Annotated in this window: 21 protein-coding genes; 2 read left to right on the top strand and 19 right to left on the bottom strand. The window is 52.8% G+C overall.

Translation table 11 applies throughout. From position 1 onward, the window contains the following. Nucleotides 1-126 precede the first annotated feature (126 nt). From SC127_RS21225 to SC127_RS21190, 8 genes are all read right to left on the bottom strand, one after another. Nucleotides 127-570: a thiol-disulfide oxidoreductase DCC family protein gene (locus tag SC127_RS21225; RefSeq protein ID WP_243077979.1), complete on the bottom strand. Its 444-nt coding sequence runs from the start codon at nucleotides 568-570 to the stop codon at nucleotides 127-129. Further along, nucleotides 521-1,162: a glucokinase gene (locus tag SC127_RS21220; protein ID WP_243077980.1), complete on the bottom strand. Its 642-nt coding sequence runs from the start codon at nucleotides 1,160-1,162 to the stop codon at nucleotides 521-523. The genes SC127_RS21225 and SC127_RS21220 overlap by 50 nt, the downstream gene beginning before the upstream one ends. Next, nucleotides 1,159-1,596: a PTS sugar transporter subunit IIA gene (locus SC127_RS21215; RefSeq protein WP_215846854.1), complete on the bottom strand. Its 438-nt coding sequence runs from the start codon at nucleotides 1,594-1,596 to the stop codon at nucleotides 1,159-1,161. The genes SC127_RS21220 and SC127_RS21215 overlap by 4 nt, the downstream gene beginning before the upstream one ends. Before the next feature lie 9 nt (nucleotides 1,597-1,605). Then, a complete protein-coding gene (locus tag SC127_RS21210) occupies nucleotides 1,606-1,875 on the bottom strand; it encodes a hypothetical protein (RefSeq protein WP_243077981.1) in 270 nt (89 codons plus the stop codon). Nucleotides 1,876-1,939: 64 nt separating this feature from the next. Continuing rightward, nucleotides 1,940-2,782 carry a class II fructose-bisphosphate aldolase gene (locus SC127_RS21205; protein ID WP_215846856.1) on the bottom strand — a complete coding sequence of 281 codons (843 nt, stop codon included), beginning with the start codon at nucleotides 2,780-2,782 and terminating at the stop codon, nucleotides 1,940-1,942. After that, nucleotides 2,769-4,136, bottom strand: a complete 1,368-nt coding sequence (locus SC127_RS21200; RefSeq protein ID WP_243077982.1) for a PTS sugar transporter subunit IIC — start codon at nucleotides 4,134-4,136, stop codon at nucleotides 2,769-2,771. The genes SC127_RS21205 and SC127_RS21200 overlap by 14 nt, the downstream gene beginning before the upstream one ends. Then, on the bottom strand, nucleotides 4,129-4,443 hold the full coding sequence (locus tag SC127_RS21195; protein ID WP_215846857.1) for a PTS sugar transporter subunit IIB: 315 nt from the start codon (nucleotides 4,441-4,443) through the stop codon (nucleotides 4,129-4,131). Before SC127_RS21195 ends, SC127_RS21200 begins: the two co-directional genes overlap by 8 nt. 10 nt (nucleotides 4,444-4,453) lie before the next feature. Further along, nucleotides 4,454-5,434, bottom strand: coding sequence for a 6-phosphofructokinase (locus SC127_RS21190; protein WP_243077983.1), 981 nt, complete (start codon nucleotides 5,432-5,434; stop codon nucleotides 4,454-4,456). A gap of 458 nt (nucleotides 5,435-5,892) precedes the next feature. On the opposite strand from SC127_RS21190, the gene dld reads away from it, so the two are divergent. Beyond that, nucleotides 5,893-7,587: a D-lactate dehydrogenase gene (gene dld / locus SC127_RS21185; RefSeq protein WP_332627926.1), complete on the top strand. Its 1,695-nt coding sequence runs from the start codon at nucleotides 5,893-5,895 to the stop codon at nucleotides 7,585-7,587. Nucleotides 7,588-7,805: 218 nt separating this feature from the next. On the opposite strand, the gene SC127_RS21180 is transcribed toward dld, so the two are convergent. The 9 genes from SC127_RS21180 to SC127_RS21140 all read right to left on the bottom strand — a co-directional run bounded on the left by SC127_RS21180 (nucleotide 7,806) and on the right by SC127_RS21140 (nucleotide 16,323). Further along, the gene (locus SC127_RS21180) at nucleotides 7,806-8,420 is read right to left on the bottom strand and encodes a YceI family protein (RefSeq protein WP_442955764.1); all 615 of its coding nucleotides are present in this window, start codon (nucleotides 8,418-8,420) and stop codon (nucleotides 7,806-7,808) included. 94 nt (nucleotides 8,421-8,514) lie between these two features. Further along, nucleotides 8,515-10,800 carry a pyrroloquinoline quinone biosynthesis protein PqqF gene (gene pqqF / locus SC127_RS21175; RefSeq protein ID WP_332627923.1) on the bottom strand — a complete coding sequence of 762 codons (2,286 nt, stop codon included), beginning with the start codon at nucleotides 10,798-10,800 and terminating at the stop codon, nucleotides 8,515-8,517. Beyond that, nucleotides 10,800-11,966, bottom strand: a complete 1,167-nt coding sequence (gene pqqE, locus SC127_RS21170) for a pyrroloquinoline quinone biosynthesis protein PqqE (RefSeq protein WP_409075608.1) — start codon at nucleotides 11,964-11,966, stop codon at nucleotides 10,800-10,802. Before pqqE ends, pqqF begins: the two co-directional genes overlap by 1 nt. Continuing rightward, the gene (gene pqqD / locus SC127_RS21165; protein ID WP_243078499.1) at nucleotides 11,929-12,207 is read right to left on the bottom strand and encodes a pyrroloquinoline quinone biosynthesis peptide chaperone PqqD; all 279 of its coding nucleotides are present in this window, start codon (nucleotides 12,205-12,207) and stop codon (nucleotides 11,929-11,931) included. Before pqqD ends, pqqE begins: the two co-directional genes overlap by 38 nt. Nucleotides 12,208-12,210: 3 nt before the next feature. After that, entirely contained in the window at nucleotides 12,211-12,966 is a 756-nt protein-coding gene (gene pqqC, locus SC127_RS21160; RefSeq protein ID WP_215846860.1) for a pyrroloquinoline-quinone synthase PqqC, read from the bottom strand. Nucleotides 12,967-12,969: 3 nt separating this feature from the next. Beyond that, nucleotides 12,970-13,887, bottom strand: coding sequence for a pyrroloquinoline quinone biosynthesis protein PqqB (gene pqqB, locus SC127_RS21155; protein ID WP_332627921.1), 918 nt, complete (start codon nucleotides 13,885-13,887; stop codon nucleotides 12,970-12,972). 174 nt (nucleotides 13,888-14,061) lie between these two features. Then, the gene (gene pqqA, locus SC127_RS21150) at nucleotides 14,062-14,133 is read right to left on the bottom strand and encodes a pyrroloquinoline quinone precursor peptide PqqA (RefSeq protein WP_215848281.1); all 72 of its coding nucleotides are present in this window, start codon (nucleotides 14,131-14,133) and stop codon (nucleotides 14,062-14,064) included. 148 nt (nucleotides 14,134-14,281) lie between these two features. Further along, on the bottom strand, nucleotides 14,282-15,301 hold the full coding sequence (locus SC127_RS21145) for a dipeptidase (protein WP_332627919.1): 1,020 nt from the start codon (nucleotides 15,299-15,301) through the stop codon (nucleotides 14,282-14,284). Between the two features lie 89 nt (nucleotides 15,302-15,390). Next, nucleotides 15,391-16,323, bottom strand: coding sequence for an ABC transporter substrate-binding protein (locus SC127_RS21140; protein WP_332627917.1), 933 nt, complete (start codon nucleotides 16,321-16,323; stop codon nucleotides 15,391-15,393). 190 nt (nucleotides 16,324-16,513) lie between these two features. Between SC127_RS21140 and leuA the strand changes: the two genes are divergently transcribed. Continuing rightward, a complete protein-coding gene (leuA, locus tag SC127_RS21135) occupies nucleotides 16,514-18,229 on the top strand; it encodes a 2-isopropylmalate synthase (protein ID WP_243077990.1) in 1,716 nt (571 codons plus the stop codon). On the opposite strand, the gene SC127_RS21130 is transcribed toward leuA, so the two are convergent. Further along, a complete protein-coding gene (locus SC127_RS21130) occupies nucleotides 18,150-18,932 on the bottom strand; it encodes an AraC family transcriptional regulator (RefSeq protein ID WP_243077991.1) in 783 nt (260 codons plus the stop codon). The genes leuA and SC127_RS21130 overlap by 80 nt on opposite strands. Further along, nucleotides 18,933-19,793, bottom strand: coding sequence for an NAD(P)-dependent oxidoreductase (locus SC127_RS21125; RefSeq protein WP_243077992.1), 861 nt, complete (start codon nucleotides 19,791-19,793; stop codon nucleotides 18,933-18,935). Nucleotides 19,794-19,797: the final 4 nt, after the last annotated feature.

The raw sequence follows: 19,797 nt of genomic DNA, 5'->3' as shown, positions 1-19,797 counted from the left end.
GAGAGAAAACAGCATTGTTCGAACATGCTTTGTAACCCATCTTGCTGGCCGGTTACAAAACGTTGAGCCTTTTGAAGACCCGTTCAACAGCAGCAAAAAACGCGGACCGATTCCCCGTCAGCAAACCTATTCAGCGCTTTTTTCTTTTTGATGCAGAAAACGGCCCGGATAGTCGGGTGTAAGACTATGCTGGCTGTCGTAGCGGCCAAACAGCTTGTAGCGATTGAGGGCGATGCGGTCGTAGGCGAAGTTGCTGATGCTGTCGGGAAAGTGGCGCAGCACGCTGAGAAAGCGCCACGGCCCAGCCATTTTCTGCATAACGCGAAACACCGCTTGCGCACGCAGCCAATGCTGTTGATCGGCAATATAGACAATGGTACTGACATTTTCTTGCGGTAAACCGGCCCACTTCAACAAGGTTTTACCCTCTTCACTTTGCACTGAGGCAAAACGAACCTGCCGCGCCACACGATGACGCAGCAGGAAATTTACCCAGCCATTACAGAGTTTGCAGACGCCGTCATAAAGCACGACGCTCTCGCCCGGTTGCAGATAAGGCGGTGGTGACATGATCATCCTCTTTCACGCGTTCACTCAGAGGAAAAGTGTAGCCTGTTGTCGCAAGTTGGTGGCGCAACCATTTAACGGCGCGTAGCTGATCGGCCTCTTGCGAACCCACGCGTAATACCGGCCCAAGCGCCATCGGCTGGGCTTGCTCCGCCAACCGCCGCAGCTCAGGTAAGTATTCCGCGCCCGGATGGCCTGGCATACGTTGCGCGAGTCTGGATTGATAGCGCGCCACCGCTTCATCGGGGGTAATTTGCAGCCACAGCTCCAGCACTTCGCTTACGCCCGCCTGCTGCAATCCCTGCTCCAGCACATGTTTAGGCTGAAAACCAAACCAGGCATCAATCAGAAAAATGCACTCTGCAGGTGCCTGACCGACTATTTGCCAAATCGCCTGATAGGCCGCGCAGCCCAGCTGCCGATTGCGCTGGCGATCCACGGGCGCGAAGCTGGCCATAAAGGGCTCTTTCACGCTGTCGAGGGTCAGCACCGGCAAACCAAACTGCTGCGACATCAGCCGGGTTAAGGTGCTTTTACCCGAGGCAGGAATGCCGTTTATCAGCACCACACGTTTTAGGGGAGTTTCATGGGTCATAAGATGGCGATGACCTCCGCGACGCTGCTGGCCTGACGTAAGCGAACCAGCGTATCCTCATCCTCCAGCAACGATACAATGGCGCGAATGCCCTCTTCGATATGCGCATTGCTGTCGCGCGCGCCAAACATAATGACAATATCGGCTTTGTCGCTGCCTTCAAATGAGATCGGCTCAGAGAGCAAAATCATACTGAAACAGTCGCGGATCACACCGGTTTCGGGTCGGGCATGGGGAATCGCAATCCCCTCTTCAAATACGTAATAGGCGCCGTGCGTTAGGGTGTTGGCAATTACCGCTTCCGGGTAAGAGGCTTTGACGTAGCCTCCGCTGACCAGCGGTTGCGCCGCCATAGCGATAACCTGACGCCAATCCGTGGCGTCGATGCCAACCTGAATCGCGTCTGCCTCTTGCAATAACTGTTTAATCGTCATTACGGCTCCTTAAATCGATTTGCGAACAACATTGCGCAATTCATCGATTTTGACAAACAGCGGATCAATTTCATTGCGATAACGTCGACTTTTCGCAAATACCGTTAATGCACGGTTATATTCCAGCATTAATTGTTTCTGCGTTTCGCCATCGCGTGGATTAATAGCCAGCTTGTTTTCTAATGCCGTTATTTTCTCACGGCTTGATTCAGCCAGACGATCCTGCTCTTCCTCTTGCTGGCTATTATTTGCCGCACTCTTTTTCATGAATCCAAACATAGCGTCTCCCGCCCCGAATGGTGCCGGGGCACCTCAGGTTAATGCATCATTTAGGATTAAAAAATTAACGGAATAACTGCATCTTCTCGACTAATACACTCGTGACTGCATCATTAGCCGGGACGAGAAAATTACGTACGCTGTCGTTCACTTTGCCTTTTTCAAAGGTATTTTTGCATTGGCTTACCCATTGCACATTCATTTCCGTGCCGACATTCACCTTTTCAATACCGCTGCGGACGGCTAACCGCATATCTTCATCACTGACGCCAGTGCCACCGTGTAACACCAGCGGCGTGCGCGTCGCCTCGGTGATCTCAGCTAAACGTTGATGCTGAATGTGCGCCTTGCCGGTGTACAAGCCGTGAACCGTGCCAATAGAGATAGCCAGCATATCCACGCCGGTTTCATCGACAAAACGCTTGGCGTCATTCACGGTGGTGAACGCAATCTCCTCCATCGCCACCACTTTGCCATCTTCCGACCCGCCAATCGCGCCCAGTTCTGCTTCAACAGAGACATTTAATGGCCGCGCCATATCAATTACTTTACGGGTATTCGCAATATTCTCTTCGATAGATAAATGCGAACCGTCATACATCACAGAACTGAAGCCGGTATCAATTGCCAGTTGAATGGAGTCGAGGTCAGAACAGTGATCTAAATGCAAACAGGTTGGAACATTTTTACTTTCTGCCAGCGATTTAATCGCATCAACCAATAATCTGTGCCCAAGATATTTTGCGGTGCCGGTCGAAATCTGAATCATTAATGGACTGTTGGTTTTTTCCGCCGCTTTGAAATAAGCGGGCAACATCTCAAGGCAATGTAAATTAAACGAACCAACAGCTTTGAATTCACGGTCTTTAGCGATATGTAACAGCTCGGCGAAATTATAAAGTTTCATGAATTTTTTCCTCTTGCGGCTTAGTGGGTTTTCCGTTAACAAACCAGGCAATAGCGGTAATAAAGGCAATAAACAGGGCGACGAACAGCCAGTTATTTTGGAACGCATGTCCCAGAACCAAACCGGTGCTGATGACGTCGGAATCGCTGAAGGTGACACCGGTGAAGCCGTAGCTTTCCAGCATCGGGACCAGAATTGCAGGCAGAAGGGTAATAAACAGACCGTGAACGAAGCCGCCGATTATCGCACCACGACGTCCGCCCAACGCATTACCAAACACGCCTGCGGTGCCGCCTGCAAAGAAGTTGGTCAGCAGGCCTGGCAGGATCATCGCCAACCCAAACATCGGGAAGACGATCATGCCGACCACCGAACCCAGCGTGGTGGCCAGGAAGCCAACAATCACGGCATTCGGTGCATACGGGAACATCACCGGGCAATCAAGTGCCGGTTTGGCATCAGGTACCAGACGCATGGCGATGCCACGAAACGCAGGAACTAACTCGTTAAGCAGGAGACGCACGCCGCTGTACAGCACAAACACCCCAGCAACGAACTGGATCGACTGCATAAACGCATACATCAGGTAGTTCATGCCGTTGCTGTATTGCGCGATAAATGCCGGGCCTGCGGCGACGGCCGGAATCAGGTACATCGGCACCATCACCACCGCCATCGCTAAGTAAGTGTCTTGCAGAAACTTGAAGTTGTCTGGCAGCTTGAGGTCTTCGGTTGAGCGCGATCCTTTGCCGACCACTTTCGCCACCGCCGCCGTCACCAGATAGCCAATGGTGCAGAAGTGACCGAGCGCGACATCGTCAGAATCCGTAATACGCCGTACTACCGGTTGTGCCAGCGCAGGCATAACCACCGCCATGATGCCGCCAAAAATGCCGCCAGTAAGGATCAGAGGTAAGCCTGTTAGCCCCGCTTTATAACCGATGACAGCGCCAATTGTGGCCATCCACAACAACGCTTGTCCGGTCAGGAAGATATATTTGAACGGGGTAATGCGCGCAATGATAATGTTGACGATGAAAATCACCAGCAAGGTCAGTGCCACTTCAGAACCCAGTTCGCGGTTCGCTAACCCGGCGATGGCAGCCACATCGGTGATATAACCCTGCATGCCAAAGCCGTGCGTAAATATGGTGTTCAGGAAGGTTAATGTGCCGACAATGATATTAATACCGGCCATCATAATTAAGAACCCCAGCAGGGTTTTAAAGGTGCCTTCCACCACCTTCCCTGCAGATTTTTTTTGCAGCAGCAGACCAATCAGGGCAATAAAGGCGATCAGAATTGATGCCTGCCCTAATAAGTCTTTTACCAGGAAATCAATCACACTATTCATGGCTAGGAACCTTCATGTTGTGTTCTTTTAAAAACGCCACGAGCTTCTCCTCAATTTCCGTTTTATCGGTGAGCTTATTGAGAATAATGACGCGTTTAATCTGTTCCGGGCTGGCGTCGGCATTCAATACATCAGCAAAGGCTTTTTGCGTTAGAATGATGTCGGATTTAAAGGCGTTGGCTTCAGATATGGTGGTGTGATCAATATCCGCTTCAATTTCCAGTTTCTTTAATACCGATTTAGCGCTCATCTCAATTGCAAAACTGGATCCCAGACCGCAACCACAAACACATAAAATTTTCAGCATGGTGTTCTCCTCACAAGATATTCAGTTGTTTAGCGAGTTTATAATGGTGCCCTTCAATATCGACCAAGCGTTTCTTCATGCTTATTAAATCAATGGGAATCGGTTTATTGCTGCCATTAATAATGACCGCTTTATTCCGCATTCCAGATTGAATACAACGAACCACTTCACTGGCCATAATGGTGCCTTGGTAAATCTCTTCACAGGTAGGATCACCATTACGCAGACCGTAACCGATAATGGTTTTGCGAATACGCACGCCAATCATCGGTTCAAGCTGTTTAATCAGGGTATCGATCGCCCCTTGAAAACCAGGAGAATATTCGCGGGTGTAACCTTCTGAACAGAGGATCACCACGCTGTTCTGCGCGGCCAGTCGCTGCGTAATACGCTCAGCCAACTGCGGCGTGGGGATTTGGCATTCTGGAATCAGTGCAAAATCCGCATTGGATTTAATCGCGGATTGCAACGTTAATTCCCCGCAATAGCCACCCAGCAATTCCACCATAAAAACGCGACCGGTTAACGCGCGGCCAGTATTACGCAATTTCGCCACTTCTTTTAAAACTTGTTCGCAAGCCGTAGAAAATCCGATGGTGTAATCACTGCCAAACACGTCGTTATCGATGGTCATGCCGACGCCAAAACAATTAACGCCAAATTCACTGAGTGTATGCAAAAATTGCAGTGAACCATCGCCACCCGCCATCACTAATACATCAATGCGTAGCGACTTCAGCTGGCGCGCAATTAATTCATATTCGCTGCGTACTAATTTTTTATCGGTCCTGCCAGACTGCATGACCGGAATTGAGGCGATTGAAAAATCCATTAAGTCGCGTTGGGACACGTCCTGATGACGATTGGCTAATAAACCCGGTATGCCGCCGTTAAATAACACCATATCCGCTTGCGCCATCCGACCCATTTGGAAAATAAAATTATTAATGCCGGTGACATCACCGCCGCTGATCACCATCCCAATTCTCATGTTGGACACTCCATTGGCTGTATTGCGTCTGGAAATCATTGTTGCGGGATAAGAGCTTTGTATTTGCAATGAAGATCACATTAATGACAGGAATTTTTAAATACAGAGCGTTGACACCGGGTTTTCATGACTGATTTATGTGATGATTATCACAATATGAATCTCAGGTTAAATAATAAAAAAACATTACACATCAATAGATTAACCATTAATAACTTCGCGCGATTTTTTAACACGTGCTTTCTCTTTTTTCGCTTTAACAGCACAATTCAAATTTGTGATTTTCACCTCATTTTCAGCGGTTCAGTCGCTTATTTATCCAATTTCTTGTCCGCCCTCATAATTAAAAACAGCAGGGATAAATAGTGCCTAAAACCTAATTTAGCGCCGATCAATGATTGACTTGCCCCAAGGTCAGCCTGTCCAATAAGGCGTTTATTCACTTCAGAAGAGAAATCATGACGTCCTCGCAGGAAATGCTCCGCCAACTGGGTGAGGTGGTCGGCGCTAAACAGGTATTGACCCATCAGGATGATAAAGCCTGGTACACCAAAGGATTCCGGGTTGGACGTGGCGAAGCCTTTGCCGTTGTTCTGCCACAAACGCTGTGGCAACTGTGGCAAACGCTACAAGTTTGCGTTGCAAACGATGCCATTATCTTAATGCAGGCTGCCAATACTGGCGTGACGGGCGGCTCGACGCCGGACGGCAATGATTATGATCGCAATGTCGTCATTGTCAGTACGCGGCTGTTAAAAGGCGTGCAGGTTATCGATCAATCGCGTCAGGTGATCGCCTTCCCTGGCTCCACATTGACCGAACTGGAGAACACTTTAAAACCGTTGGGACGCGAGCCGCATTCAGTGATCGGATCGTCCTGCATTGGGGCGTCGGTGATTGGCGGTATTTGCAATAACTCCGGCGGCTCTCTGATTCGACGTGGCCCGGCATTCACAGAAAAATCGCTTTTTGCGCGTATTCATGACGACGGTCGGCTGGAGATGATCAATCATCTCGGCATTGCGTTAGGCGATACGCCGGAAGAGATGCTGCGTCGCCTTGAGCAACAGGAATTTACCACCGGCGATCAGCCTGACTGGGACGGTAAAATCTGGGCTGATGATTACGCCGATCAGCTGCGCGATACGCAGGCTGACAGCCCTTCTCGCTTTAATGGCGACGTGCGTTACCTGCATGAAAGTTCGGGCAGCGCAGGCAAAGTGGTGGTGTTTGCCGTGCGTCTGCCGACGTTTGAAGCCAGCCAGCAAAGCGATACATTTTATATCGGCACCCAAGATGAGAAAGCGCTGGTGGCGCTGCGCCGTTATTTATTGGCGAACATGCACGAATTACCGTTACAGGCTGAATATATCCATCGCAACGCGTTTGATTTAACGGTGCGTTACAGCAAGCACATGTATCTGGCGATCGGCAAGCTGGGCGCACAGGCACTGCCCGGCTTGATGGCCAGGAAAGCCAAGTGGGATGTACGCGTCAGTCATCTCAAATTTCTGCCCAGAAACAGCATCGATAAAATGCTGCAATTTTTTAATCAGGTCACACCGCGCTTCGTTGCGCCGCGCATTCTTGATTACCACGCACGCTTTGAACATCATTTGATGATTAAAGTTGAGGCGCAGCAAACGGCGGAACTGCAGCAGTTGCTGGAAAATTTCTTCCGCGATCAAAACGGCGAGTTTTTTCTCTGTAACGCACGCGAAGCCGCGGATGCGTTTCTGGTGCGTTTTGGCGTGGGCGGCTGCACTATTTCGTATTGCGATTATCTTGGCTATAACCCGGATGAGCGGTTAGTGGCGTTTGATGTAGCTCTGCGCCGCAACGACGAGAGCTGGCGGCTGGTGTTGCCGGATCATCTGGCTGACCAGGTTCAGGTGGATTCTTGCTGTGGGCATTTCTTCTGCTTCGTCAATCATCAGGATTACGTGCTAAAACCTGGCGTAGATGCGAAAGCGTTTAAAGCGGCGGTGATTGAGGTGTTGGAGCAGCGCGGCGCGAAATATCCGGCGGAGCATAATGTCGGGCATTTGTACCACGCATCCTGTGAGCATGAGCAGCACTGGCGTCAGTTGGATCCGACCAATAGCTGTAATCCGGGAATTGGCAAAACCAGTAAGAAAAAGTATTGGGCCTGAAGGCAAGAGTAGCTGGCTGGCCCCCACCTCAATCCTCTTAAGTGCGAGGTCGTTTGTCCCCCACCTCAATCCTCCCCCATAAATGGGGGAGGAAGATGCTGCCCTATGCCAGCTATTTACCTGCATGTGGCAGCGTCTCCTTCCCCCGCGTCGCGGGGGAAGGCCGGGATGGGGGCCAGCGCGCAGATGAGGTCATTTGCCCTAAAGCAAACGGCGACTTACTTACCGTAAGCTTCAGTCGAAATCGTCAGCGTGATCTCATCGCTCACCGCAGGGACATACTTATCCAGCTTGAAATCAGAACGCTTAATAGTGCCGGTGGCATCAAAACCAATTGCCTGCTTCTTCACCATCGGGTGCATCGCTTGCTGATTCAGCGTGGCATGCAGCGTAACCGGTTTAGTGATGCCTTTCAGCGTCAGATTACCTTCTACATCAAATTTATTGTCGCCTTTCGCCACCACTTTGGTGCTGTGGAACGTCGCATTAGGATATTTAGCCACGTCGAAGTATTCCGCGCCTTTAAATTCTTTGGTCAGCGCCGCAACATGACTGTCGATTTTGCTCACCGGCAGCGTAACGTCTACGCGTGATTGCTCAGGATGATCTTTGTCAAACACCAGCGAACCCGTTGAGTCAGGGATATCGGCGGTTGGATGTGAAAAACCAAAGTGTGTCCAGGTCGCAATAACCGAAGTGTGCTCAGGATTGAGCTGATAATGCATGGCTTCCGCCTGCGAGAAAGGGACATACAGGCTGGCAACAGCTAACAGTGGCAGCGCAATGCGCTTAACGTTTTTCACACGACATTCCTTATTAAAAAACAGATTCATTAGGAGTGTCGTCTAATATGGCAGGAATAAACAGTGAAGAGATTTGCTGATATTTTTCAAATAAATTCAGCAATATCGCAGCGTGACTATCACATTAACGTCCAGCCGTAAAAAGTACCCGCCAGCGGCGACGCTGATTCGTTAAACGAGTATGTAACTGTTGCAGATCGTCTAACGTCAGCGCATCAATGCTTGTTTGCGTCAAATCGTGCAAACCCTGCTCCCTTCGCAATGCCGTTAAGGCCGCATTGCTCTCATCAACACGGAGCTGCGCTTTTAATGCTTCGATATCCAGTGTAGCGATCTCATTGTCCAACGAGCGTAAGAATCTTTTGCAATGCTGTAACAACCTACCGACGCTAAGGTTGGGTGATTGCAGCGCAAACAGTACGCCGTCGTGATCCGCGCTACGTAAATAACGGCTACTCACCACGTAACCGATCTGCTGTTCCACCCGTAAACGCTGGAAAAAACGCGGTTCATAGATCTGCGCTAAAGCACGTAGTGCCGCGAGCGGGTGTCGTTGATCTAGGGGGATAAACAGTAACAACGCGTTATCGCGACCAGGATGCTCAATGCGCGACACACCACTGCGTGAAGACACATGGGCACTGCGCAGCAGTGGATTAACGGGCAGTGAAAACGTGGCTAAGCGCCGTGCAATGACGTGGTGCAGAGCTTCACTTCCCCCGCACAGCACGGCCCGCCAGCAGGTCGGGCCACTTGCAGAAGTTAAGTGCTGAGGCAACCTCTTCAGCAGCTCACGAATGGCGATGCTTTCAGGTTGCTGCGGATCACTACCAGAACGATTATCCGCGAGCGCATCAGCAACCTGTTCCAGCGCCCAGTCCGCAAGCTTCTGGTTATCCGGCAGGCGAAGAGTCAACTGCCAAACGCCCTGCGCTTCCCCCCATTCACCGCCGCCGCCTGCATGGCGCAACGTGGCAAACAGCGGGCGCAGTCGCTTCGCGCACGCCTCACCAGACTCAGCGGAAAGATTACTGAAAAATTCAGGACGCAGAATCAGGGTTGCTGCTTTGTCTGACGCAAGGTGCAACAGCGTCACGGCAGCGGTTGGCAGTGGCGAGCAGATGAGTTCGGTTTTTAGCGGATAAAAAGCGAAAGCGGTAACAGCAGATTGACGCTGTGGCGCTGTTACTCGCGGCGCTAAGCTAAGCTCAAACCCTTGGGTTTTGACGCTTTCGCCCAGCGCTTTATTTGAATAAATGGCATTCGAGCAAAATAGCGTAGCGGAAGGCGCAGCCTGCAATGCCGCGATAAAAGCGTGAAACCTTTTCGGCTCGGCTGGCGCAAACCCCAACACGCGCTGACGCAGCTGCTCCAGCGGTGACAGCGCGTTAAAACGCTGCTGCGCCAGTTGCAGATAATGCATCTGCTGTTCTTCACAGGTTTCCCCGATAGCCTGTAAAGCGTGTTGCACGCTTTCACTCAGCCGATCGGGCTGCTCGGTGGTGAAAATCGCCACCAGCCAAAGCTGCTTATCCGATTGATAAAGCCACTTCAATTCGATTTCGCTGGCAATACCGCGCTGGCGCAAAGATGCCATTAAACCGCCGGGCGCATCATCCAGTAAAAACTCACGCAATAACGTGACGTTGTCACTCCATTGAGCATCTAAGATCCACGAATGCCAGTATTGGGCTACGCCCTCGCTCAGCATGGCGTGCGGCTTCATTTCAGGGAGTAATTGCAGTGGCGGTACAGTGAGTTGAACCTGACCTTGCGGCAGCGTTTCAGCAAATCGCTGCGCCAGATGCGCCAGGTCATCTAACGATTGTGGTCCCTGCAGCCAAAGCTGCAGGCTACTGGCAACGTAAAAATGCTGATGAAAATCACGCAGCGCCTGCTGCAACGCGACAACGTTAGCGCCAAAGGCATCCGCGCTACCTATTTGAAAGCGATGAAATGTTTGTGGCTCAGCGACCAGGCTAAACAGCGCCGCCTCAGCCTGCGCAGGCACGTGATGCTGAAGTAAGCGATATTCAGCATCAATGACGGCCATTTCCTGTTTGATCGCCGCAGTTTCAAACAAGGGCGCGCAGAGCATATCGTGCAACCGCGCTAATCCATCCTCAAATCGATCCGCTGTGATTTCAAAAAAATAGGCGCTGCGCCGCGCCAGCGTGGTGGCATTAACACGTCCGCCGTTAGCCTGAATCCAGCTCATCAACCGATCGCGATCGGGCCAGCGCTGGCTACCGGTAAACAGTAAATGCTCCAGCAAGTGCGCTAAACCTGGCCAGCGATCCGGTTCGTCATGACTGCCCGCCTTAACCTGTATCAACGCTGCCGAATCGCGCGCATCGGGTTGATGCACCAGCGTCACGGCTAATCCATTCAGGTTCAGGCGGCGAATCATCAGATGTTACGTGACTTATAAATCAGCTGAGAATTGCTGCGGTTACGGAATTGCAATTGACCAATTTTGATATCACTGCAATCCGCTTCGCGACGGGCTTCAAGAATTTTGCCGTGATGCGGCGATTTGCTGCAAACCGGATCGGCGTTGTCCGCATTGCCGGTAAGCATGTAAGCCTGACAACGGCAGCCGCCGTAATCCTTCTCTTTTTCATCGCAAGAGCGGCAAGGCTCCGGCATCCAGTCGTAACCGCGATAACGATTAAAACCAAACGAGTTATACCAAATGTCATCCAGGCTCTGCTCAAGCACCGAAGGAAACTCAACCGGCAGCTGGCGCGCGCTGTGGCACGGCAGCGCGGTGCCTTCCGGCGTTACGCTGAGGAAGATCGCACCCCAGCCGCCCATGCAGCCTTTCGGTCGCTCTTCGTAATAGTCGGGAGTAACAAACAGCAGATTGGTCAAATTACCGCTTTTACTCATGCGCTGGCGATAGTCGTTAACGACGCCTTCTGCCCGCGCAATTTGCTCACGCGTGGGCAATAAACCTTCGCGATTGAGCTGTGCCCAGCCATAAAACTGGCAGGTGGCGAGTTCAACATCATCCGCTTCCAGCTCAATGCAGAGATCGATGATTTTGTCGATCTGGTCGATGTTATGGCGATGCAAAACAAAGTTCAGCACCATCGGATAGCCGTGCGCTTTCACCGCTTTTGCCATCTCCAGCTTCTGCTGAAAGGCTTTTTTCGACCCTGCCAGTGCGGCGTTCAGCGTTTCATCGCTGGCCTGAAAGCTGATCTGGATATGATCAAGCCCGGCGTCAGCAAACGCATCCAGTTTGTTGTGCGTCAGGCCAATGCCAGAGGTGATCAGGTTGGTATAGAAACCTAAATCGCGGGCGGCACGGATCAGCTCAGGCAGATCTTTACGCACCAGCGGCTCGCCGCCGGAAAAGCCCAGCTGCACACTGCCCATGGCACGCGCCTGACGAAACACCTCAATCCACTGATCGGTGGTGAGCTCTTTTTCTTGCTGAGCAAAATCCAGCGGATTCGAGCAGTACGGACACTGCAGCGGGCAGCGATAAGTCAGCTCCGCCAGTAGCCATAGTGGCGGATTGACGCCGGGTTTAAGCGGGTTCACGGAATTGTATCCACTTCTGTTCATAGGCTGATTGCAGGAATTCTTTTACGTCCGCGCCAACGCCACCCGCTTCCGGGAAACGCGCATCAAGCGTGGCAATAATGGCTGCAATATCTTGCTTGCCATCGACCAGCTCCAGGATCGCGACAGCGGTTTCATTCAGCTTGGCCATGCCTTCAGGATAAAGCACCACATGGCTATTCTGCGCGGCTTCCCACTGCATACGATAGCCGCGACGAAACGCGGCGATAGTGTTGTCATTCATCATTTATACCAGTCGAGTGGTGTGCCACGCCGCCTTGTCGGTGACGGTGTGATAAGGCGGACGCTTAAGTTCATAGGCCATGGTCATGGCATCCAGCATCGTCCATAAAATATCGAGCTTAAACTGCAAAATTTCCAGCATGCGGTTCTGTTTTTCTGGTGTGGTGCAGAATTCCAGCGCCAGCGCCAAACCATGCTCAACATCGCGGTTCGCCTGGCCCAGACGGTTGCGGAAGTAGAAATATCCCTCTTCTTTGATCCACGGATAGTGCTGCGGCCAACTGTCGAGGCGCGACTGGTGGATCTGCGGAGCAAAGAGTTCCGTTAACGAACTGCATGCCGCTTCTTGCCAGTTGGCGCGACGGGCAAAGTTAACGTAAGCATCGACCGCGAAACGCACGCCGGGCAGCACGTGCTGCTCTGACAGCAGCGCTTCGCGATTCATGCCCACCGCTTCACCCAGACGCAACCAGGCTTCGATGCCGCCCTCTTCGCCGTTGCTGCCGTCGTGGTCAAGAATACGCTGCACCCATTTACGACGCGTGGCCGGGTCCGGGCAGTTCGCCATGATCGCTGCATCTTTCAGCGGAATATTGGTTTGATAATAGAAGCGGTTTGCTACCCATCCCTGAATTTGCTCGCGCGTCGCCTGACCGTTGTGCATGGCGATATGGTAAGGATGATGGATATGGTAATAGGCGCCTTTGTCGCGCAGCGCCTGCTCAAAAGCCTGTGGCGACAGCGTTTCAGTGATCTGCATGATTTAGTCCTGAAGGTGGATCGCCATCCCGTCCCAGCTCACCTCAATGCCCTGTTGCGTCAGGAACTGTCGTTGGGGTGATTGCTCATTAAGGATCGGGTTGGTGTTGTTAATGTGAATAAGAATTTTGCGTTTGGCCGGTAATGACGCCAGCAGCGCCATCAAACCTTGCTCTTCTGCCAGCGCCAGATGCCCCATCGCTTTGCCGGTGTTTTTACCCACACCCGTGGCCAGCAGTTCATCATCTTGCCAGACGGTGCCGTCGATCAGCAGGCAATCGGCCTGTTTTAACCACGGCAAAATCACGTCATCAGGTTCACCGAGGCCCGGCGCATACAGCAGGGTTTGACCATTGGCGCGGTTTTTAATGAACAGCGCCACGTTATGACCCGGCAACGGGCGATCGCGGTACGGCGAATAAGGCGGCGCGTTGCTTAAAATAGGGATAGCCGTGAATTGCAGGTCGGGACACACATCCACGCTAAAGGTGTTCAGCGGCGCAATGGGACGATGCTGCAAGCCGCCGTTCCAGTGTTTCAGCATGGTGAAAATCGGAAAACCGCTGGTGAGATCGTTATGCACTTCTGGCGTACACCATACCTGATGCGGGCAGCCTTCTCGCAGGCTCAGCAAGCCGGTAGTGTGGTCGATTTGGCTGTCTGTAAGGATGATGCCGCCAATATTCGTGCCGCGCAGAACGCCCTTTTTAGTTAATTCTGGGGTGTGGAGGATCTGCTGGCTGATATCTGGCGAGGCGTTACACAGCACCCAGTCTTCGCCATTATCACTCAGGATGATTGAGGATTGGGTACGTGGTTGGGCCTGAATAGTGCCATTACGCACGCCGTGACAATTGGCACAGTTGCAGTTCCACTGAGGAAATCCGCCACCGGCGGCCGATCCGAGGACTTTAATAAACATGAAGGAAAACCACGTGTTGAAATAATATCCTGAATAATTCATGTTGCATGCGGGCGGTAACGGCCTTTTCCCAAGCGCTGACTCACGTCAATGACCGGGAGCGCATTCAGCCAATGCATCTGCAGCTTGAAGTATGACGGATAAAAATGCCCGCACGAGTGGCGGGCATAAACATTAACGGTTGGAGATGTACAGCGTCACTTCCAGACCTAAACGCAAATCAACAAATGCTGGTTTTTTCCACATAATTCTCTTCCTCATAAAGTAATGAACAGATGATTATCTGTCTGAAACAGTTGCGGCAGGGACTCAAATGCGATCCCCATCACAATTTTGCCGACAGATGTTGCGCCAATGCTGCGACGAGATCAACCCGCAAGACGTAAGGAAATTGTTATCGCTGCCAGGTCGCGTGTAAAACGCGCTGCCAGTTTCCCCACGCCAGCTTTTCTAACAATGCCTGATCATAGCCTGCATCGCGCAGAGTGGCGAACAGCTTAGGTAATCCACTGACATCGCCTAACGCATCGGGCGTGGATATGCCGTCAAAATCGGACCCCAACGCCACATGATCGCTGCCCATTGTCCTTAGCAAATGATCACAATGCTTAACAATTTCTGCCAAAGGGGTGTCGCTGTCACGTTTACCGTCTGGCCGTAAGAAGGCGTTACCAAAGTTGATCCCGACAACACCGCCGCTGTCGCGAATCGCGCCCAACTGCGCATCGGTTAGATTACGCGGCTGAGCGCACAACGCATGAGCGTTGGAATGGCTGGCGACGAGCGGAGCGGTAGAGATCCGCGCGGTGTCCCAGAACGCTTTTTCATTCATGTGCGATACATCAATCATCATCCGCAGCGCATTCGCCTGCTGGATCAACGTTTCGCCTGCCACCGTCAGCCCCGGCCCGGTATCGGGTGACGCGGGAAAACTGCCGCTAACGCCCGTACCAAAACGGTTAGGCAAGTTCCAGAACGGCCCTATACTGCGCACGCCTGCTGCGTAGAATGCCGCCAGCAATTCACCTTCGCCATCCAGCGCATCTGCGCCTTCGATATGTGCCACCATCGCCAGCACGCCTTGTTCGCGGCACTGCGCAATCTCAGTTGCAGTACGGCAAATTTTGGCTCGCCCGCCAGAGGCATCGGCAATCTGCTGCAAAATATCGAGCTGCTGCCACATGATCTCCAGCGGCTGATAAGGATGATCTGCCTGCTGCGGCACCATTTTAGCGATGTAGTTTTGCGGCGGGATGAAGATAGCGAACAGGCCACCACCAAAACCGCCCTGCTGCATACGTGGAAAGTCGAGATGACCGCGCTCAATGCCGTCAAAGAAGGCCGCAGCAGGTGCTTCGCGATGGTGAAGCCACAGATTAAGGAGTAAGTCGTTATGACCGTCGAAAGTCAGCATAGAGGATTCAGGATTGTAAAACATCGCGCCATGCTACGCGTGCGCTGCGGGTTAGCCAAACCGCAGCGCACGTATTGCTTTAAGGTCGGCTAGCCGGTTTGCGCCACGCTCAAACCGTGGTAAAAGGTCGGTTTCACATCTAATTTTTTCTTAATTAACCCATATTTGGTATAAAAATCAGCGGTTTCTTGCTGTTGCTGGACAGTGGAATCGTCGATGGCCTGCCAGTGCGACTGGCGGCGCGAAAACGATTTTTCTGCGGCTTCAGCCGGGAAACCAATAATTTTCGCCAACGTTTGCGAATAAGCTTTCACATTTTTATTCGCCCAGCGATCGGCAGCAGCCAGGCGATTAACGTAATCCTGCAATGCCGCCTGCTTTTCGGGATCCGCCAGCGCCGCATCGGTCGCTGCTAAAAAGCTGTTGCCCGTTGATAAGCCTTTGCCGTTTATCAGTACGCGCCCGCTGTGTGTCACTTCGGCTAACGCCGTATAAGGATCCCAGGTTGACCAGGCATCAACCGAATGACTCTCCAGCGCGATGCGCGCATCGGAAGGTGTCAAAAAGCGCCATGTCACCTCTTTGTCGCTGATCCCCGCTTGTTCAAGCGCTTTCAGGGCAAGGAAATGACCGATAGAGCCACGTCCGGTAGCGATGCTTTTACCTTTAAGCTCGGCGGCATTTTTAACCGGAGAATCGGGACGCACCAGCAATGCCAGGCCGACCGGCACTGATTTGCTAACCGCCACCGCTTTGACCTGCGAGCCCGCTGCCACCGAAAACAGCAGCGGTGCATCGCCAATAATCCCGGCGTCAACGGCTCCGGCATTCAAGGCTTCAGCCAGTGGCGCGGCAGCAGGAAACTCTGCCCATTCGATCTTGTAAGCCAGATTTTGCAGCTGATTCGCCGCTTCCATTTCGGCATGCATATTCCCTTTTTGATCGGCAATGCGCAGCGTCACCGCCTGCGCTGATGGGGTGCCCGCCAGCAATACACTGAGGACAATTACCTGTTTTTTCATTATTGATTCTCATCGTGCAAAAGAGCTTCAGCCTAAACTGCGACGAGAATTTCAGCGATGCCGATTCCTCATGAGGTTTGCCATTTACGGTATATGCGATTGTCACTTTTGCGCGATGGGTTGTCAGTTTTGCGGGCGATTCAGACACGGCGTTCGGTCCAGACTAAAGGCACTTAATGAGGAGAATACGATGCTGACCCAACCCGAGAGTAAATATCGCCCGCAGCCGGTTATCGCTCTGCCCGATCGCCAATGGCCTTCACGCCGTTTGACGCACGCCCCGCGCTGGCTTTCAACCGATCTGCGCGATGGCAATCAAGCGCTGGCAGAGCCGATGGACCGCGCACGTAAGCTGCAATTTTGGGATCTGCTGCTGCGCTGTGGCTTTAAGGAGATCGAGGTCGCGTTTCCCTCAGCATCGCAAACCGATTTTGAGTTTGTCCGTGACTTAATTGAACAGGCGCGTGTGCCTGCCGACGTTACCTTGCAGGTATTAACCCAGGCACGCCAGGATCTGATTGAACGCACCTTTGCTGCGTTGCAGGATGCGCCGCGCGCCATTATTCATATGTATAACGCCACCGCGCCGCTGTTCCGCGAGCGGGTTTTCAAGCAGAGCAAAGCGGAGATCATTGCGCTGGCTACCGCAGGCGCGCGTCAAATTCGAACCGGCTGCGAAGCGCAACCCGCAACCGACTGGACCTTTGAGTATTCACCCGAGACCTTCTGTTTTACCGAGCCAGAATTTGCACTGGAAATTTGTGAAGCCGTTGCGGAAATATGGCAGCCGTGCGCAGAACGTCCGATGATCATCAACCTGCCGGCGACCGTTGAAGTGAACACGCCGAATGTCTACGCCGATCAGATTGAATATTTCTGCCGTCACTTCAGTCGCCGTCAGGATGTCTGTATCAGCGTGCATCCGCATAACGATCGCGGTACCGGCGTAGCTTGCGCCGAATTGGCTCTGCTGGCGGGTGCAGATCGGGTTGAAGGCTGCTTGTTCGGTAACGGCGAGCGCACCGGTAACGTCGATTTGATTACGCTGGCGTTGAATCTCTACACGCAAGGCATTGCGCCACAGCTCGATTTCAGCCAGATGAATGAGGTGATTGAAGTGGTGACCGCCTGCAATCAGCTGCCAGTGCATCCGCGTCATCCTTACGCCGGTGAACTGGTATTTACCGCTTTCTCCGGCTCGCATCAGGATGCGATCAAAAAAGGGTTCGCCATCCGCAGACAAAACGCCGAGACCGTTTGGCAAATGCCTTATCTGCCGCTGGATCCAGCCGATATAGGTTGCAGTTATGAAGCGGTGATTCGGGTGAATAGCCAATCGGGCAAAAGCGGTGCGGCCTGGTTGCTGGAGCAGAATCACGGTTTGCAGTTACCGCGCGCCTTGCAGCAGGATTTCAGTGGATGCGTACAGCGTGAAACCGATCGCCACGGCAAAGAGATGACGCAACATGCTATCTGGCAGCTCTTTTGTCGCCAGTATGGCGTGGAGCAGCCAACGCTGCGCCTGTTGAATGCAGAAAGCCAAAGCGATGCGGGCGCGCAAACGCAGCTTAACGCTAACGCAGCGCAGGATGGCAAAGCCTTGCGCTTATGCGGCAGCGGTAACGGTTTGCTGTCGGCAGCGGTGAATGCGCTGCGTCAATCACTCGGGCTGGCGCTGACCATTGAGGATTATCATGAGCACACGCTAGGCAAACGCAGTGACAGCCGATCGGTGGCTTACGTCAGCTGCCTGAACATGGCGGGAGAGCGTGCATGGGGCGTGAGCATCGATAACGATACCTCGCGCGCCTCGCTGCAGGCGCTGTTTAACGCGGCAAGTCGCTTTCTGACACCGGAAAATAATCTGCAGGCGACATGCCAAGCAGACGACGAAACATCGCGCTGAAGGCGCTTGGGCTTTCATAGCCGAGATCCAGCGCCACGCGTAACACCGATTCGCCCTGCGCCAGCTGTGTCAGGGCGATGGCCAGACGCGCACGTCGCACCCAGTCACTGAAATGCAACCCGGTTTCACGGATAAAATAGCGCGCCAGTGTGCGGCTCGACACATTGAGCTGTTCACTGGCACGCTCCAGCGTCCAGCTTTCGCCAGGACGTTGTTGAATAAGATCGCAGAGCATTTTCAAACGGTGCGTTTGCGGCGATGGCAGTTCAAACGGCAATACATCCATGCCACGAATTTCATCCAGCAGCAGTTCATAGATGCGTTCCGTGCGACTGCCCGGCGTATAAGCTTCAGGCAAAGTTATCGCGCTGATAATCAGTTCACGCAGCAGCGGTGAAATCTGAACCACCTGACAGCTGGCAGGCAAATCCGCTCGCGCCAGGGGATCAACAAACAGCGTCCGCGCCGCCACCGAACCGGTGATATGCAGCGCGTGCCGCGTATAGGCAGGAAGCCAGACACCACGGCTAGGCGGCACAACCCAACTTCCCTGCTCCGTTTCCACTCGCACCACGCCGCTCAGCGTATGAATCAACTGTGCGCAAGTATGGTGATGCCAGGGTTCGCTGGCACCGTGTGCATAGTCATGCGCCAACGGCACCAGCGGGCGCGTAGCAAAATTAAATGCCAGCGTGGTGCTCATTTAGGCCTTTAAATACTTATAGATGACGGCCAGATCCTGCTCACCGTAGCCCGCATCCACCGCTTGTTGCCAGACATCAGCGATATTTTCTAACGCAGGCAGGTTGCTGTCGGCAGCGTCCAGCGCCAGACGCGCATCTTTTAATGCCCAGATCAGATGCATTTGCGGGGTGTAATCGTCGCTGGCAATCATGCCCAGCTTCATTTTGGCGTAAGGCGCAGCCAGCGGGCCGCCCTCCAGCACTTTCCACAGGTCGTCGGTGGAAAAACCAAACTGTTCAGCCAGTCGGGTACTCTCCGCCAGACTCTGCATCAAGCCAATCAGCCAGCTGTTGACCACTAATTTCATCCGCGAGCTTTTTCCCGCTTCGCCCAGCCACTGCGTCCCTTTCCCAATAGCAGCAAAGACCGTTTCAGCCGCCCCAGCGCGCGATTGATCGCCGCTGGCCATCACCAAAATTTGGGCATTCTCGGCAGGTGCTTTGGTCCCCGAAACCGGTGCATCAATGAAAAGGATGTCATCGCGCACATCGGCGAAGAAAGCGATCAGCGCATCCGTTTTTTCAACGCCGATGGTGCCCATCTGACAAATTGTTGCCCCCTGCTTCAGCGCATATTTTAAGGAGTGCAAGACCTCTTCGGTGGTGTCGCCGTCGGATAACATGGTGATCACTACGTCGACCAGCTTAACCGCATCAGATGCCGTGTCAGCTAATTTAAGCCCTGCATCGACTAAATCCTCGCCGCGTGCGCGGGTGCGGTTCCAGCCATGAACGGTAAAGCCTTTTTTCAGCAGGTTAGCGGCAAACGCGTGGCCCATTGCGCCCAATCCCAATACCGCCACTTCAGGTTTCTGACTCATGCTG

The organism is Pantoea sp. T14 (genome assembly GCF_036663535.1).
Classification (GTDB): Bacteria; Pseudomonadota; Gammaproteobacteria; order Enterobacterales; family Enterobacteriaceae; genus Pantoea; species Pantoea phytostimulans.
This window is presented reverse-complemented; position numbering and strand designations above follow the sequence as displayed.